Genomic DNA, 16,138 nt, shown 5'->3' with positions numbered 1-16,138 from the left:
AGTGACTCTACTCTAAAGTTCGTTCCCACCAGAATAATATTTTGCGCCGTTTCCGTGGGCTTTCCATTCCGCCAGATTGCTTAAATGTTGCCCCGGCGTTTTTTGCTTTTGCAAGGAAAATGTTGTATGCACACGATAATCTCGAGAATGCCAAATTTAGACTCAACCCCCACTTTCCATCCAACCGATGAAATGATAGCCTTGAATATTTAATGTGCATATATTGACTTCATTTTCGTCTTCACAGAAGGGTAGATGCATATGCAGCGGATCGGGTTGATTACTATTCTTATCTTCTCGACAGCGGTTGGGGTGTTACCCTGCCCGTTCCATTTTCAACCCTTCTCGTCATTATTTCTTGGGGTAGCTTCGCAAGCATCGATCGGTGACTTAGATTACGAGCCATGCTGCCCGATTCCGGTTAAGAAGTTACCATCGGGTGGTGGTCTACCCTCTCAGCCCAAGTGCCCGTGCGAATCTCGTGATGAGTTCACAGCATTTCCGGCAACGCGCATTCAACAGACCCATCGAGATTCCCAGGAAAATCCTGTTTTGCCGATGGTCGGTGCCAATCTTTGCTACCAGTATATTGGCTCATCCAATATCGCGCAGCTAATTTCCGATGCACCGGTGTTGTCCCTTAGGGACCGTCTTCATGTGCTCTGCATCCTACTTTGTTGAGGTTGTCTGGGTGATGCCCATCGTCCTGTACTACTCGACGGTGAAGCTTCCCCATCTCATACGAATCATCTCGCATTGACAACGGTTTAGTCACGCGCGTTCACGAGATGGGACACTCATTGGTAAATTGTGACCGTCGTATAAGTTACGTCGTCGGTTATTACTCACTCTTGACATACATCGGTCCCTTAGAGTCCTCTAGGTCACGGATCGAGTCAAACCGGACTAAGTCGGGGCAGTCACAGCCTGTCTGCCTCTGCCCAATCTTGGCGAAGGAACAGGATGTTCACATGAAGAAACTAATTGAGGGGCTGAAACATTTCCAGAACCATGTCTTGTGGGAACGACGTGAACAATACGAGCGGAGCGCCCAGAGCCAAAAACCACAAGCGTTTCTGATTACGTGCTCGGACTCCCACGTCCTTCCCGATATCTTTATGCAGGCTGATCCAGGGAACTTATTCGTTACACGGAATGCGGTCAATTTGGTTCATCCGTGCGATGGTCCGATCGGTGAAATGGCTACGATCGAATACGCCGTTTCCGCACTTGGTGTGACTGACATCATTATCTGCGGGCATTATGATTGCGGTTCAGTTCGTGCAATCCTGCACCCGGAAAAAGCAGTCAATCTGTGCAAGACGAACGAGTGGCTAGCCCGAGTCGCTGAGACTAGCGAGACGATCCGGAGGGAACACCCCAGTATAGAAGGAGTTGCCTTGTGGAACAAAGCAGTCGAGCGGAACGTACTCTTACAGGTCGAAAACCTGGCGAAACATCCAGCGGTCGCTGCTGCTTTGACTGCCGGCACCCTTCATCTGCACGCCTGGGTCTTGCGATTCGAAACAGGAGACGTGCTCGCCTACGATCAAGCAAGCAAAGCCTTCGCGCCGTTAGCGGAGACGCCGGTTGTCCACGCGGACCGGCCTGATTCTGAAACGAGTTCACGGTCGCCCGAAAACATGGGATCGCCGAAGGCTTCGCGAGTCGCTAAGCCTCCGAAATGGTTCGAGGTACTTAAGAGCGACATTCCATCTTCATTGGTGGTCTTTATGGTTGCCCTACCGTTGTGCCTGGCTATTGCCAAGGCCTGCGGTGTTCCAGCGGAAGTCGGTCTGATCACCGGCATCATCGGCGGAATTCTGGTAGGATTGATTGCCGGCAGCCCATTGCAGGTGAGCGGGCCCGCGGCGGGGCTCATTGTTATCCTGCTCGACATTGTCGAGAAACAGGGTATCGGGATGTTAGGAGTCGTTGTATTTCTGGCTGGATTGATTCAATTCGCCGCTGGACTCCTGCGGCTCGGACAGTGGTTTCGAGCCGTGTCACCCGCTGTCATACTTGGCATGCTGGCGGGAATAGGGGCCGTCATTTTCTCCCAGCAGTTCCATGTCGCGTTGGACGATGCTCCCGACCGAAATCCATTGGTGAACTTCGTGAACATTCCACGGGCTCTGACGCATGTTTTCGTCGGCCACGATGGGCACCCGGGGCACCTTTCTGCTGCCCTCGTTGGTGCCGCCACGCTGCTCATTCTGGTGTTCTGGAAGAGGATCGTTCCGGAAAAACTCAGGGCGGTACCGGCTGTCATCGTGTCGATCGTTGTTGTAACGGCTGTTTCCGCCTTCCTGGCGCTACCCATTGAGAGGGTCGAGTTTGACAGTTTGGGAGCGGCTGTCAAATGGGTTAATTTTGGTTCGCTCCCAGAGATTCTCACTAGTCCATCGGTTTGGAAGGTTGCACTGATAGTCGCCTTCGTCACGAGTGCACAAACACTTTTGACTGCCGCCGCCGTCGATCGAATGCATCAAGGCCCTCGGACCCGTTATGACCGCGAGTTAGCGGCTCAGGGTGTCGGCAACGCTATCTGCGGACTAATGGGTGCGTTGCCAATGGCAGGAGTAATTGTTCGCAGTTCGGCCAATGTTGATGCAGGTGCTCGAACCCGTTGGTCAGCAGTGTTTCACGGTGCATGGCTGCTGATATTTGCTCTCTTGTTTCCCCAATTGCTTCGAATGTTGCCTACGTCCGCTCTTGCCGCACTACTCGTGTTAACCGGCGTCAAACTGCTAGGGATTCGTGCGATTCGAGCGTTGTGGCAAGAAAGTCGGAGTGAGGGAATCATCTGTGTCGTCACGGCCTGTGCTGTGGTGACGCTGGACTTGCTCACAGGGGTATTAGTTGGAATCGGATTCTCTATCATAAAGTTAATTTATACGTTTTCCAGGCTTTCAATTTCCCATCGCTGCGACCCGGACGGTGATCGTAGAACGCTAGTGCTGGAAGGTTCGGCGACCTTCATCCGTCTGCCGAAGTTGGCGGCGGCATTGGAAGCAGTGCCGTCGGGTACAGTCCTGCACATCGACTTGAAAGGCTTGAGCTACATCGACCACGCCTGCTTCCAACACTTGATGGATTGGGAAAAGCAGCACCAAGCAACGGGCGGCGCACTCGTGCTGGATTGGGATACATTGCACGCAAGGTTTCACAGCTCCCCCCCGCGGCCGCCGCAGTCGTCTAATTTCCAACAGTTCGAGGACAACGTAGGCGGTGATGACTGCGAATGGTCGAGAGCGGCATAGTTTCTACTTGTCGGTGCTTCGACATTCGTTGTCGAATTTGCCGTGGCTGGTATTACAACGGCGACGGCTTGAAACGGATTAAGACCGGAATGGGCGCAGCATCAGCGAAGAATCAATTTAATAGGACAGTACGATGACTGATAAGATGAGAAAAAATATTGACCTGGTTCTGCCCAGTGTGTCGGATATACGAGATGCCTGTGTTCAGCGACTAACCGAGTTGTTGACCGCAAAGGAAGGTGTCCTTCCGGTGAGCGTGCAAAATCTTTCCGGTGTGATTTTTTGGTGAGCCGGTTGGGAAGCGGGGGCCAGCTGGCGGCGGGGGCTCAAGCAGCGTTGGGGAGTTCAGCGATTGTCTGGCGGTAGTTCCAGGGCAGGAACCGTTCGGGATGGGCGGCGACTTCGCCGGGATGGCGGAAGAGTTCGGTGAGATAATCGAAGGGGTTCGCCTGATTGAGCTCGCAGGTGTGGATCAGGCTCATGAACATGTCGCCGATGCGGGCCCCATTTTGCGTGCGATAGAAAAGCGAATTCTTGCGATGGCAGATCGCTTTTTTCAGAGCCCGCTCGCAGATGTTATTGTCCAGCGGGGCTCCGGCTTTGTGCAGAAAGAGCGTCAGCTTCTCCCAGTGTCTGAGCAGATAATTGACGGCGGTGCCCAGAGCCGAGTTCGGCTCGACGAGCTTTTCGTCGAACTGCCGATGCAGCCAACTCTTCAATTCCGTCATCGCCGGTTGGCTGTGGGCTTGATGTAACTCCAGACGTTCTTCGGAAGACAGCCCCTCCTTCCGGGCAGCGGCATCATTTTTATAGACGATCTTCAATGCTTCGAGCACATGGCCGCACTCTGCGGGAAACAGATCGTGAATCTCCACGAACTGCCGGCGGGCATGGGCCAGGCAGTTGGCGACGATCGTCCCCAGTTCCCGGGGCATGTTCCGCGCGAGCGCATCGCACATCTGGATCGGAGACTCAAGTTCGGCTGCGCGCTGCTTGAGTACCTCGGCCAGATTCTCGCCGGCGTGCCGATGCGAGCTGAAAAACAACGCAATGCGGCGACCATCCCGCGTGGAAATCACGCCGGACGTGAACAGACCGGTGCGGTCCGGATTGTCCACGAAGGGAATCCGGCGTTCCCCCATCAGGGTCAGAATCTTCACGGTTGTGTCGTCGTTGTAGAGAATCGTTCCCTGAGCGGCTTCTCGCATGAGGTCTTCGAAAGCCGGATTGAGTAGAGGGGCAAAAGTGGAAACCACATCCCACTGAGTCGAGGCCGGCAGAGGAATTTCCAGGTTCCCCTGCAGGCCCTGGAGGCGGTTGAAGGGAAGCCCGCTTCCATATTTTAAAAGGCCGATCATCGCACCGGCCCTGGCATCGTATTTCTCGCGGCTGGCTTCCTGGGGAAGCGCGGCCGTGAAGACCTCGCCGCACAGACCGCAGCGGAGGCGTTCCAGTGCATAGGTCCTGGCACCCAGCGGAGCCTGGCCTGTGATCCGCACCACAGTGCGGGGCGGCTTTTGATAGAGGGTTCCCTTCCCGCATTCCGGACAAGGATCGCCGACGTGAAGCGAGCGGTGAGGAATTTCGATCTGCTCGGCTCCGCGATACGCGTCGGCTCCGTTTCGACCGTGGCCTCTGGGAGGTGGTTTGCCGTTCGGCTTTTTGTCGGATTCGTCGGACTCGGTTTCGCCCGCGTCCCCGGTATGCTCCACGGATTTGCCGGAGTTCGGCTCGGCATCGGCCTGATCAGAATTTCCCACGACCTGTCTGGTCTTCTCCGTCTTCGCGCCGAACAGCATCTTCTGCAGCCGGCCGATCGACATGTTCTTTTCTTGAATCAGGCCCGCCACATATTCATAGGATTCAAAAACCCGCTCGATCAACTCCGCATCTTGAAGAGCCAGCGATTGCCTGGCGCGGTCCGCCACATCCTGGAGTCGTTTGTGATCCACTTCCATGACCTCCGGTTTCTTCCGATTCATGATCCACCATCCGTGGCAAACACAGAGCCTCCAAGTCCGTTCGCTCAGTGAAGAAATACCCTGATTATCGCAGCGTGGCAAGAGCAATTGTCTGATGCGACAATCAAGCCTGGGGGCCCACGGGCCGCCAATCGGGGGCAGCTCCCGTTCGCTCCGGGTTGCCGGCCGAGAACAGAACCGACAATTGATGAGCAGCCAGGCGTTGCGTGGCAGCATCTCGCGCATCGGGCCACCAGTGAAGGCGCCCTTCGGAAAAACGCTTGTGACAGAGCCAGAAACCCTGGCCATCATACACCAGCACCTTGATGGCCGTCTTTCTGCGATTGCGAAAGCAAAACACCGTCCCCGCGAAGGGGTCTTCACCCAGGGTGTCTTTGCATAACCGTGTTAGCCCATCGATGCCCCTGCGAAAATCCGCCGGTTGGGTGGCGACCAGGATCTTCATCTGCGGTGTAATGGCCAGCATCAGTTTGAACCTCGCAGGCTGCGTCCCACCACCGCGATATCGGCGGCCTGATAACCTGTCAGTTGGACCCGCAAAATTCCGGCATGGTCCTCCCACTCGATCACGCATGCGGAAGCCGGGGCAGAGACGGACGGTAATTCGACAAATGCCGAGCCGTTCTCCGCTGGCTGCCCTTCCGCCAGGAAAACCCGCTTCTTCAACGCATAGTAGTCAAGCTTCAACGACCGAGCGGTGCGTGTCACACCATATTTGCCAGCCAGCCTGACCGCCATTTTCCACAAGGGGGCGGGAATCCGCGCCCCGGGCTGTTTTGTCTGCCGCCACGCCGCCAGTCGCTCCCGAACCCTGGCCAGATCCGGGGGCAGTGCACGCTGATTCTGATTCGCCATCGCCGACCTCCTGAAAAGAGAAACCGCTCACGATAGCAGAATTTAAAAAAACAATCATGCACGCTTACCGGAAGGACACAAAGGAAGGGATCGAGACCACCCATGCGACGGACAACAAGGGCATGAGTCAGGACCAAATTTGCATCCACTATGATCCTGAACGACTATCCTTGGGGGAGGTGCGCGAGTTGGCCAAACGGTACACAACTCGTCAGACAGCGCGATTGAGCGTCTTTGTCTACATCGAAACGATTTATAATCGCAAGCGAAAACATTCGGCCCTGTTCCGCTACATCGAAACGTTCTACAATTCAAAACGTTTACATCAAACATTAAACTATCAATGTCCCGACCAGTTCGAGAGAATATACACTCAATAACTGGCCGCATAATTCACTCTTTGGGAGTCCGCCAGTCTTGGGCTATCGCAACTCTTAACTCGACTGGTAATTGGGTAGTATCAATCTTAGCAGATATTGTTTTGATGTTTGCATTGTTGCAGTACTGGGGACTCTGCATAATTCAACAAACAACTAAAGTAAATAGCAATTAATAATGAACCGACTGTGCTGTTTATTATGAAATCCTGATATTGTTGCGCGAGTTCTCACGCCTGAGAAAAATGCAGTCCGTTCGGCAACGAAACACAGTGAATCATCACCGTCTGAAATGACTCTTCCATATTGGGAAATTGATTTCGGGATGAATTCACTGTTGGAGATAACGAACTGCGCACGGCCAACCGGTCATAGCTGGCGAGAGAGTGGTTCTACTATACTATCAAGTTGCTCATAATATTTGTGGCAGTTTTGTGGCATTCGTTTTTGCCTTAAATGAATTAATTCCTGATAAAAGTTCTTGACGTTTGATAGAATAAGTCTATTATTATAGTCTCAAACACATGGGAAACCCGGCAACAATTCAGCGGTCAGAGAATCCCCCTCTCTCCGCTTAATTGATTGCCGTTGAGTTATCCTACATAACTCAGCGGCATTTGCTTTTTCTGGACCGCTCCAGAGCTTCTCATTTGCGACTCTTTTTGTGGCACGGGGGTTCTCTGGAAGGTTCTGTTGATGAAGCAATCATCAACAGAAAATCGGAAGTGTCACTCAATCACGGCCCCATTGTTCCACGCCACACTGATCTGACGAATGACCTCGTCGACAATTTCGCCAGGTCCCATGCCGCCTCCGGGGCGAGCTGCGGCTGGCAATAACAGAGGTGCCTGTCCTACGATTTCGCCTGTTTTGAGCTTTACCAGAAAGACTTCACTGGGTAAATCTTCCGTCGGGCGACCGTTTTCGTCATAAATGCTCGGCTTCGCCTCTTGGCTGCGTCCGATGATCAGATACTCCAGGGATAAAGTCTGTTGGAGCTTTTTTTCCATATCGAACCCATTATTCTTGAGCGCGGAAGGGATCAGGGGATTAGCATCGCCCATCCATGCAATCGTATATTGAAACTCATCACCAGAGACTGAAAAACGTTGCCGCTCGTAGTCATTAGCCGTCAGGCGACTCGATCCGCTCAGATCAGGTGTCTGATAAGTTTCCAGGTAACTTAATGAGATCATTGATGTGTTGGACCGTTCCGCATCACCCACAATCAATATCGGTTTTGGATTCAGCGTGAGATCGATTTTCGTCTCCTCAACCGTAGCGAGCCCATTAATACGAGTTACGACATCTTCCAACGTCGAATGCAGCGGCTCATACTGTGATTGATATTTTTGAATCACATCCCCGTTCGTAGGTCCGAACTGAAAACCGTGCCGCACGCCATAGCGCACGAGTGCCAGTAACATAAAGCCGATAACCAATGCTTGAGGGGCATACTTTTTCATACTGTTCTTTCTAAATCCGTAACGCAGGAGGCTATGCAGAAATCACAGCAAAGCATGTGTTCCAATAGGTCTGCTCAGTCTCTTACAGTCATCCATGGTCTGACTCACTCGCTAACGTTTGCCTGGCATCAATTGATCATGCGATATCACTGTCAGCAGCTGGAGCGCGTCACATTTTACCATAGCGTGTTTCATTCTAGTAAACCTGGTTCAAGTGGCCCTGGAGACGCTACAGTAAAACTGGACACAGTCTAAATCCGTGAGAAGTTCCATAACAGTCTGAGCGAATTGATCGTTCAAGCCTCTACTTATTATGAATTGATGTGAGCCAGTTTGTGTAACATCGAAAATCGCCCCGAGTACTCGTCGACGGGTTGCGCGAAGCGTAACCTGTCCCTATGGACGATATACGTTAGCTTACCGTTTCCCGGTGGTGATCTCTATCCTTATTTGCCAGCTTCCAGGACCGTTGGTTGATTGTCCGGCGAACGATGCGGCCTGACCGCATACACTTCTCCAGTATTCGATCAGCAACTTCGTCTCCTGCAAATTGGCAGGTCGTTGAAGTTTCTCAGAAAAAACATGGAAACTTTCTCCCTGTTCAACCGCGTTAGAAATTTTACAGGGGGAAGAGTTCGCCTCAAGCAGAAACATTTCCCTAAGCAGCTAATAATAAACAACTTAAACACATCGCCCAAATTAGATTCACCATGGTAAAACCGGCATATCTTGAAAGAATTCGGTGCATTTTTCCCACAGACGGGGCTGAAAATGTCAGGAAAACTGAAAAAAACTCGTCTGGCGTGTCACAACTCAGAGGGGGGCTTGTAAGGGAATTGTCTCAACGAGAGCAACCTTAACAACACAAACTTTTTTCTTCTGGAGCCTGACATGACATTCAACTTTAACACAAAACTGTTTCGAGAATTCTGCAACAAAACACTGGTTAAAAGCCTGCTTTGCGGACTTGTTGCTTTCAACACACTGGGCGGTCCAGATTTCGCTGTCGCAGCTAATCCGACCTCTCGTGCTTCCGAGTATGAAGAGTGGGGACTTGATTACCCTGGCAAGGGAGCACAGCAGGGATCAGAAGCACCAGTCAAACAACCTGCTCCGCAAAATCCCCCTGCCCTGTCGCCTGCATCCAACCCTTCAGACCTGATGGGGGGAACGGTACCTCAAGATATTGCCAGCTCAGTCGAGCAGGCCACGGTTCAGGTCATTGTGTTCTACGCTGATGGCAAGCACATGGTGATGCCCGGCTGGATTGTCGATACGGAACGTCGCATTATTCTTACATTCGCTCTGCTCAAAAATGCTACCGCGGTTCAAGTTGCCTACCCCCAGGTTCCTTCCCGTGACAAGGATTCGCTGGTTGGTTCTCCTGCTGTGATCCTGAAGTATGACAGCAAGATGGATGTGGCTTATCTGCAGGCCAAATCGATGCCACAGGAACTCGTCCACCTGACCCCTTCGAACGCACCACAGGGTGGGGCCACACCTCAACGCACTGTCAGCCACAAACCAGCTGTCCCAGTTCCTCCTGTCCAGGGTGGTCACAATGGCGGTCAGTTTCAGGGAAATGGAAACGGTGGATACACACCTCCACAGCAGCAGTCAAACCCGCTCGTCGGAAAATGGTATCTGCAGGATAACCTGAACGGGGTACAGATTCAGATCGCCGTCGCCTTCGGTGCTCGTGGGGAGTTTGCAATGGAAGTGGTGGCTGTCGATTCCTACGGCCAACAGAATTATGATTCCGACAATGGAACTTACCGAGTCAACGGCAACACACTGGTCGTAAACACCAGCGATGGTGTGGAACAGTCAAAGTTCTGGTTTGAAAATGGAGTTCTCTATGTGCAACTGGTTGCTAACGGAACCACCATGGCTTTCCAGAAAGTATCGTAAGTCTGGTTGAAAGAGGTTGGTTGTGGAAAGCCCTCGTTCCTTGTGAACGGGGGCTTTTTTTGTGTTCTGAAACATGCTTTGCTGAGCTGCATTCGCCGTCATCTAAAACAGCCACTTGCGAATTTTGCAGGTGGCTGTTTTTTTATCTGATCTCAGCGCCTGATCATCACTTGTCGGCAGGAGTTCTTTCTGGCTGGCCAACGATAAAGAAACTTGCCCAGTAGAACGGGTGGGCCGCTCCGCTTTGATCCCGCCTTTTTAATATGAGTTTTTGCTGGGCCCACTGCATGGATTTGACTTGATCGCCTGATTGAACGAACTTTTGATAGAACAATCCCATCAGTTCGCGCGTCTCTGTGTCCGGTACTTCGAACATACTTGTCAGAAGACTATGAGCTCCAGCTACTAAAAACGCGCGTTGCAATCCCCGGACTCCGTTCCCCAGTTCAGAATCACCCAGGCCGCTCTCGCAGGCACTTAACACAATCAGTTCCGTATTGCGAAAATCCATCGATGAGATTTCCTGGGCAGTCAGCCAGCCGTCCTCGAGATTGATACCTCGTTCCTCGCTGCTCATTGCCAGTTGATTGGCTCCCGCGAGCACGAGCCCGGATCGCAACAGCGGATTGTCAACATATCGCAGTCTTCCCAGAGCTGAACCAGATGATCGCTGAACAGATCGACTCTCGTTATAAGCTCCTGCATTTTCGAGCGGGAGGTAAAACCCATGAGTGGCGATGTGGATGATCCTGGGAGAAACCACTGTCTTGAAGACTTCTTCAGCCGCGTCCCCTCCATAGAAAACCTGCACGGGGCCATATTTGGAATCCTTCAGTTGCGTCTGAACAGATTCCGCTTCTTGCCGGGCACCCGGTAGGGGCCGCCACCGAAGCGATCTCAGTTCCATCTCCCCGGCACCGCGCAGTGCGAGGCTGACATTGGGTGACAAGTCGATTCCCAGTGTTTTCGCTGTCGTGATTCGTTCTTTGCGAGTCGCGTCATAATCCGGATCGGCCAGCACCAGAGTCCCGCGTCCGGGCGCGGCATTTTCACGGAGCAGGTCCCGACCGGAAGAGACATAGCTGATGGCCAGGTCCTCAACCAGATAATGACCATTGGCACGGTTTAATGCGGCAAACGGAATGAAATGAAGCTGTCCGTCAGGAGCGACGACAAGGTTTTCAATGTTCGTTAATTCCTCGTCAAACGGCTGCAGGAGGCTGCGGTACAGACTGGAACTCAATTCCTGATACTGAGACTCCAGTTCTTCCTCGGACATGAAACGCAGTGACCGGGGCACACGTTCAATGTGCCCCCGGAGTTTCTCAATCTGATCATTGATTTCCTTCAATCGCCCCAGATCGACGAGGCGACAGGCTCGCGTTTTATCGGATGGCAGAAAGAAGGCGAGGAGGTGCGGGTCGTCCCCGGCTCGAGAGGCTGGATCTTTCAGATCAATCAGGCCGCTGACAACAAACTCGATGAGAGCACTGCGAGGACCAAGCTTCCCGCGTATCTGCTCGACATCCACACCCGTCAATTGTAATTGCAGACCGGCCCCGCGCATGGCGAGGGCAACCTGTTCCTGCAGTTCCTGTATTCGAATGATGGCTTTGGTCTGGCGGTTCGGAACAAATTTCTCTCCGCCATCAGAGACCTGTTGTTCCTCAAACTGCTCTCCGGTGACGCTCGTCTCAGCCAGCCAGATCCTGAGCTGTTGGATTTCCTGGAGTTTGCTGGCAATGTCGGCATCATGAATCAGGGCATTTTGGGCCGCATTCATCTGACAGGCGATGTCTAATGCCAGCCCCTTGCGTCCCAGGATCCGCGAGAAGACTTCTGAAACCGAATTCTCAGGTAGCTGCCCCGTGAGTTGGAGAGTCACAAGCAGTGAATAAAGATTAAACCGGTTGTTCAAAAGTTTGGTCAGAGCGGCTTCCGGTCGCAAGACCAGATTTGTCATCAAAGAACGTTCGTCAATTTCAAAACAACGCTTCAGGAAATCAAGTGAGGCTGCAGAATTACCCCGGCGCGCTTTAACTTCAGCCAGATTATAGAAAATCAGAAACTGAAGTTCGTTCCCAGTTGCAGTGCTGCCAACCCTGGAGTTGTTTGCCTGGTCCAGATACTGCTCGGCGCGTTCGAGTTCTCCCCGATTGAGGGCCACCGCCCCGAGATTATTCAGGATCTCTAAAACTTGTGGATGATCAGGGTTCTGGTAGAACTTTTTGTAAATCTGCAGTGAACTTTGAAAATACTTTCCAGCTTCCTCATACTTCTTTTGGTTGAAGCTCAACGTGCCACGGAGTTGAAGCGCGTTCGCGTAGTCCTTCGAGTTGGGATCTGTCGACTTCAGTTTCTGGAGAAATTCATCAACAACTTCCTGCAGAAGCGGATGGGAGACGGGAAACTGCAGGAGTTGCCAGCCGGCTGCAAGGATGAATTCGGCTTCGGCACGGAGATCAAGGCCGAGACCATTGACGATTTCCATGGATTCCAGCAACGGATAGATGGCCTGCATGTCATTACCGAGCGCTGAATAAATTGAAGAAAGCGTCTTCAGAGCTTCTGCATTCTTCAGACTCATTTTACCAAAGACGGCTTCAAATCGCTGACACGTTGATTGGGCCAGTTCCAGCGCTTCGGCATACTGCCCCTGATAACTGTGATACTTCACAAGTCGATGATAACTTTCCGCCAGGGCCGGAGAGTTCTCTCCCAAAATATCTGTTTGAGATTGGATCGCCTCATCTAACCATTGCTTAGCCTGCTGAACATCTCCGGCCGCCAGTGCACCGAGTGCGGCCTCCGATTTGGCTTCCGCAGTCGCCGCATGTCGATCGCCCAGCAGATCGGCTCGTATGCGGACAGCCTCGCGATACATCTCCAAAGCACTGCTGATCCGACCAGACTCTCTCTGGAGCTGAGCGAATTCAAGGCAGGTGGTCGCGACATCGCGGTGTTTGCGTCCCAGAATCTCGGTTTTGGCAGCCAACACTTTTTCCAGCTGAGAGATCCGTTCTGCCGTGGCTTCGTTCTCGGACTCATCGAGCGCCTGTGACTCCAGATCTTCAGCCTCCAGCAATTTCTTACGTGCTTCAGGAGAAAGGCCAGCAAATGTGCGTGCTTCACGCAGTTCGTTTTCGGCATCGGCCAGATGCCATGGTTCATTTTGAGCCAACTCCCGGGCATGATCCCTGATGACGGTTAGCACACGCAAGTAGGGCTCTGAATCTGAAAACTGCCCGGTAATTCCCTTCATACTCTGAAGAAATCTCAGCCACCCCTGTGCCGTGTAAATCTGCGGACGTTTCAGTGTTGATTTTGACGAATGGTTATCCTTTAACGTCGTCTCTGAATTCGGCGGGAACGTACCCCCTGCCAGCACATTCCATAATTCCTCAAACTGCTGAACTGCTTTGTGTTGATTTTCGTCGGTCTGCTCAAGCGAGATCTGTGCCAGTCGAATATCGCACCAGAGAGAGGAAATTTTCTGATCCTGCTGCAAAGTCCGATCCAGCTGGTCGAGTAAGCTGCGTGCCTCCTCATACCGTTCCTGCTCCTGGAACATGGATGTGAGATTCAACACGGCATCAACCTGTAACCCCCGATCATATAAACCGGGTGTTTCGACCATTTTCAGAAATCGGCGAAAGAAGTCTTCCGCGGACACGTATTGCCGCTGGTTGCGATAGAGTCCCGCAACGTTTTTTAATGTGATCAGATGGGCTTGGGTAGGAGGGCCCGCCAGTTCATCGAAAATATTGACCGCTCGTAAATAGTTCTGAAGTGCCTCATCGGTCCGACCCAGAGTTTCGTAAATCGTCGCGATCTGATTGCAGGTCTGGGCGGCAAGACCACGATCGACATTCAGAAGTTCCCGTGCCAGTTTTTCTGCAATTTCGCAGTAAGGAATCGCTTCAATCAACTGACCTTTACTACGATAACAGAACAGAAGTTCGTTCACAGTGATGAGATATTCGATGCCGGTGGTGAGGCGCAGTGCGTTCAGGACATCTTCCGCTTTGAGTAGCGCGTCGAGGGCATCATCATGCTGCAGAGTATTTCGAATCCGACCGACAATTCGCAGAGCGTGTGCGTATTCCCAGGTCTGGTGCCAGGAATTCTGCTCATAGATCCCGGTAGCGGTCTCGGCCTGTTCCAGTGTTTGTGCGGAAGCCGTTCCTGTCCAGTCAGCAATTTCTACAAGAAGTTCTGCGTAAGTCGGATGGTCATCTCCCAGCACCGCGCGCATGGGCTTAAGAAGTGATTTGTACAAGGTAAGCTTTGCATTAAGTTCCTGCGTATTTTTGGCGACCTGAAACTCCGCACGGATGGCAGATGGAGTTTTCTCCCCGAACAACTTCCGGATCAACCCGTAGTACTCACGACTCAATTCCAACGCCGCGTTTCCGTCTCCCGCATTTCTTTTTGTATCAATCTGTTTTTGCAGAACCAGGCAGCGGTCCATATCCTGCAATGAATCTTGATTCATGTTTCGACAGCGCTGCAAAACCTTCAGTTCCCACTCGATATCCCGTATCTGGTACTGACTTTTCCCGGTATCGGCTTCAATCTGTTTCAGGGTAGCAAGGCTGTTTTCGAGGTAGCTCTGTGAGGTCTCCCATTTATGCTCCGGCAAAGCCTGTTGACTGAGATATTGCTCGAGACTGACGAGGTTGTACTCAAGCAGTTGTGTCTGCGAATTGATGAGACCGACTCGATTTCTCAAAAGATGGCAGGCTTTCTTCAGCACGTGATGGGCTTCTGCATACCGGCCGGTCTGGATCAGAAACAAACCGTAGTTGTTGAGAGTAATCGCATAATCCGGCTGGAAATCCAGGTCGGACTGCTCGTAGATTCCAACGGATTTGCGGAAATGATCATCGGCGAGATCGGTGGCGCCAGTATGCAGTGCCTGATTGGCCCAGACTTTATGTAAGTAACCATGTACAGGATGCGGAGTCTTCGTGACCTGAGGAATCAGTTGATCGAGCCGCTGTATTTGAGTGACCGAGGAACTCGGATCATTCATCACTGTCAACAGTTCCTGGCTTCTTAACAAAGACTCGATCACGTTGAGATGGCGATCTCCCAGCAGTTCGAGCAACACGCCGGCACGCGGGCGATTCGCCTCTAAGGCTTCACGATAGTCGTTTTTGAGCAGAGCATTCAGGAAGTCCCGTTCTGCATTCAGAAATTTCATACGTTTTGTGAGAGGTAGGTCGGAAATCGCAGTCAATGTCTGTTGAAAGCGAAGTGCGTCTTCCGTTTTCCAGGACTCGGGCTGATGCAGGCTATTGACGATTTCCAACGACTGGTTTGCATACTGTAATGCGGCTGTAGCCTGATTGTTCTCCAGAGAGTATTTGGCAAGATCGCGAAGCCTCCACGCTGCCTGGTCTGACCTGGAACCATAGATCTGCTGTTCGAGGTGGTAGACCTTCTCGGCGAGCGTGATCGCTTCCGCGAGATTCCCTTCGAGCCAAACCGCTTCCATCTCTGTCAGCAGTTTGCGTCTTTGCTTAGCAGCACTGGTATCAGAAATGATTGCAGGCCGCGGTGCAACAAGCGGCTGATCTGGTTGCTGGGCTCTTAGAAGCTCTGGTTGAAGTGCTACTCCCGGACCGGCAAACCAGGCGCAAAGCGAGAACAGGAGAATGAACCCTCCCATGCCCATGGCAGAGATTTTTGGGGATGCTGGCACGTACTAGACTCCCAGTGATTGCATCTCTGGCAGGTGTCCCATCGTTCTGAAGACTCCGCAATCGTCAAACAGTGAGAATCCGAGCTGATAAATTCATTATCGCCCTGCCTTGAACAGAGGTCAAGTTTATTTAGTCCGTCAGAATGTCACACCACAATCCAAATACCGTTTCCAGCAGAACGTCCCCGACTCAACTCCGATTTCCGGTCAACTCCCAACTTTTCGCGGAAACGCTGTTCGTTACCCGGAAAAGCACATAGAAGAACGGAAATGTGAAATCATTTCAGGGCAAGCAGAGGAGCGTTTACTCATTCTCAAACAATTGTTGAACCTCCAGAAGTCCCGCTGCGTAATTCCCGATGGCGTCTTGACTACAAAGAATCGCGACCACATAATGAACGGGAGTATCAGCCCCCCGCTGTGTTTACAGCAGGTTGCGTTCTTCGGGGTTTTGATATGATTCCAGCACCCATCGAACCACAATTCTCTCTCTGACGTTGGAACAAAAAAGGAAGGTAATATCACAAACAAACACCGGACTCAGACAATTCCGATCGAGATGGATTCTGATTTCCTG

7 protein-coding genes are annotated in these 16,138 nt (G+C 52.1%); 2 read left to right on the top strand and 5 right to left on the bottom strand.

Annotated features, from left to right (window positions below):
• Positions 1 to 971: 971 nt before the first annotated feature.
• Positions 972 to 3,263 (top strand): SulP family inorganic anion transporter, encoded by a 2,292-nt coding sequence (locus ACN0YN_RS18170; protein ID WP_194242511.1) that lies wholly within the window; start codon positions 972 to 974, stop codon positions 3,261 to 3,263.
• Positions 3,264 to 3,589: 326 nt separating this feature from the next.
• Here the strand turns inward: ACN0YN_RS18170 and tnpC are convergent, their stop codons facing one another.
• From tnpC to ACN0YN_RS18150, 4 genes are all read right to left on the bottom strand, one after another.
• Complete coding sequence (gene tnpC, locus ACN0YN_RS18165) at positions 3,590 to 5,245, bottom strand: IS66 family transposase (RefSeq protein WP_194242510.1); 1,656 nt, start codon at positions 5,243 to 5,245, stop codon at positions 3,590 to 3,592.
• Between the two features lie 103 nt (positions 5,246 to 5,348).
• Positions 5,349 to 5,690 carry an IS66 family insertion sequence element accessory protein TnpB gene (gene tnpB / locus ACN0YN_RS18160; RefSeq protein ID WP_409999488.1) on the bottom strand — a complete coding sequence of 114 codons (342 nt, stop codon included), beginning with the start codon at positions 5,688 to 5,690 and terminating at the stop codon, positions 5,349 to 5,351.
• Between the two features lie 20 nt (positions 5,691 to 5,710).
• Complete coding sequence (locus ACN0YN_RS18155; protein WP_145190855.1) at positions 5,711 to 6,100, bottom strand: hypothetical protein; 390 nt, start codon at positions 6,098 to 6,100, stop codon at positions 5,711 to 5,713.
• Between the two features lie 1,105 nt (positions 6,101 to 7,205).
• Entirely contained in the window at positions 7,206 to 7,943 is a 738-nt protein-coding gene (locus ACN0YN_RS18150) for a hypothetical protein (RefSeq protein WP_417386448.1), read from the bottom strand.
• Between the two features lie 891 nt (positions 7,944 to 8,834).
• Here ACN0YN_RS18150 and ACN0YN_RS18145 point away from each other — a divergent pair.
• Positions 8,835 to 9,854 carry a hypothetical protein gene (locus ACN0YN_RS18145; protein ID WP_417386447.1) on the top strand — a complete coding sequence of 340 codons (1,020 nt, stop codon included), beginning with the start codon at positions 8,835 to 8,837 and terminating at the stop codon, positions 9,852 to 9,854.
• Between the two features lie 166 nt (positions 9,855 to 10,020).
• On the opposite strand, the gene ACN0YN_RS18140 is transcribed toward ACN0YN_RS18145, so the two are convergent.
• Positions 10,021 to 15,561, bottom strand: a complete 5,541-nt coding sequence (locus tag ACN0YN_RS18140; RefSeq protein WP_417386446.1) for a CHAT domain-containing protein — start codon at positions 15,559 to 15,561, stop codon at positions 10,021 to 10,023.
• Between the last annotated feature and the right edge of the window lie 577 nt (positions 15,562 to 16,138).

Source organism: Gimesia sp. (assembly GCF_048260065.1).
Classification (GTDB): domain Bacteria; phylum Planctomycetota; class Planctomycetia; order Planctomycetales; family Planctomycetaceae; genus Gimesia.
This window is presented reverse-complemented; position numbering and strand designations above follow the sequence as displayed.

Bases quoted from the DNA above. Each gene is read 5' to 3' on its own strand.
- ACN0YN_RS18145 (WP_417386447.1), top strand. From the start codon at position 8,835: ATGACATTCAACTTTAACACAAAACTGTTTCGAGAATTCTGCAACAAA.
- ACN0YN_RS18150 (WP_417386448.1), bottom strand. From the start codon at position 7,943: ATGAAAAAGTATGCCCCTCAAGCATTGGTTATCGGCTTTATGTTACTG.
- ACN0YN_RS18170 (WP_194242511.1), top strand. From the start codon at position 972: ATGAAGAAACTAATTGAGGGGCTGAAACATTTCCAGAACCATGTCTTG.
- tnpB (WP_409999488.1), bottom strand. From the start codon at position 5,690: ATGAAGATCCTGGTCGCCACCCAACCGGCGGATTTTCGCAGGGGCATC.
- ACN0YN_RS18155 (WP_145190855.1), bottom strand. From the start codon at position 6,100: ATGGCGAATCAGAATCAGCGTGCACTGCCCCCGGATCTGGCCAGGGTT.
- tnpC (WP_194242510.1), bottom strand. From the start codon at position 5,245: ATGAATCGGAAGAAACCGGAGGTCATGGAAGTGGATCACAAACGACTC.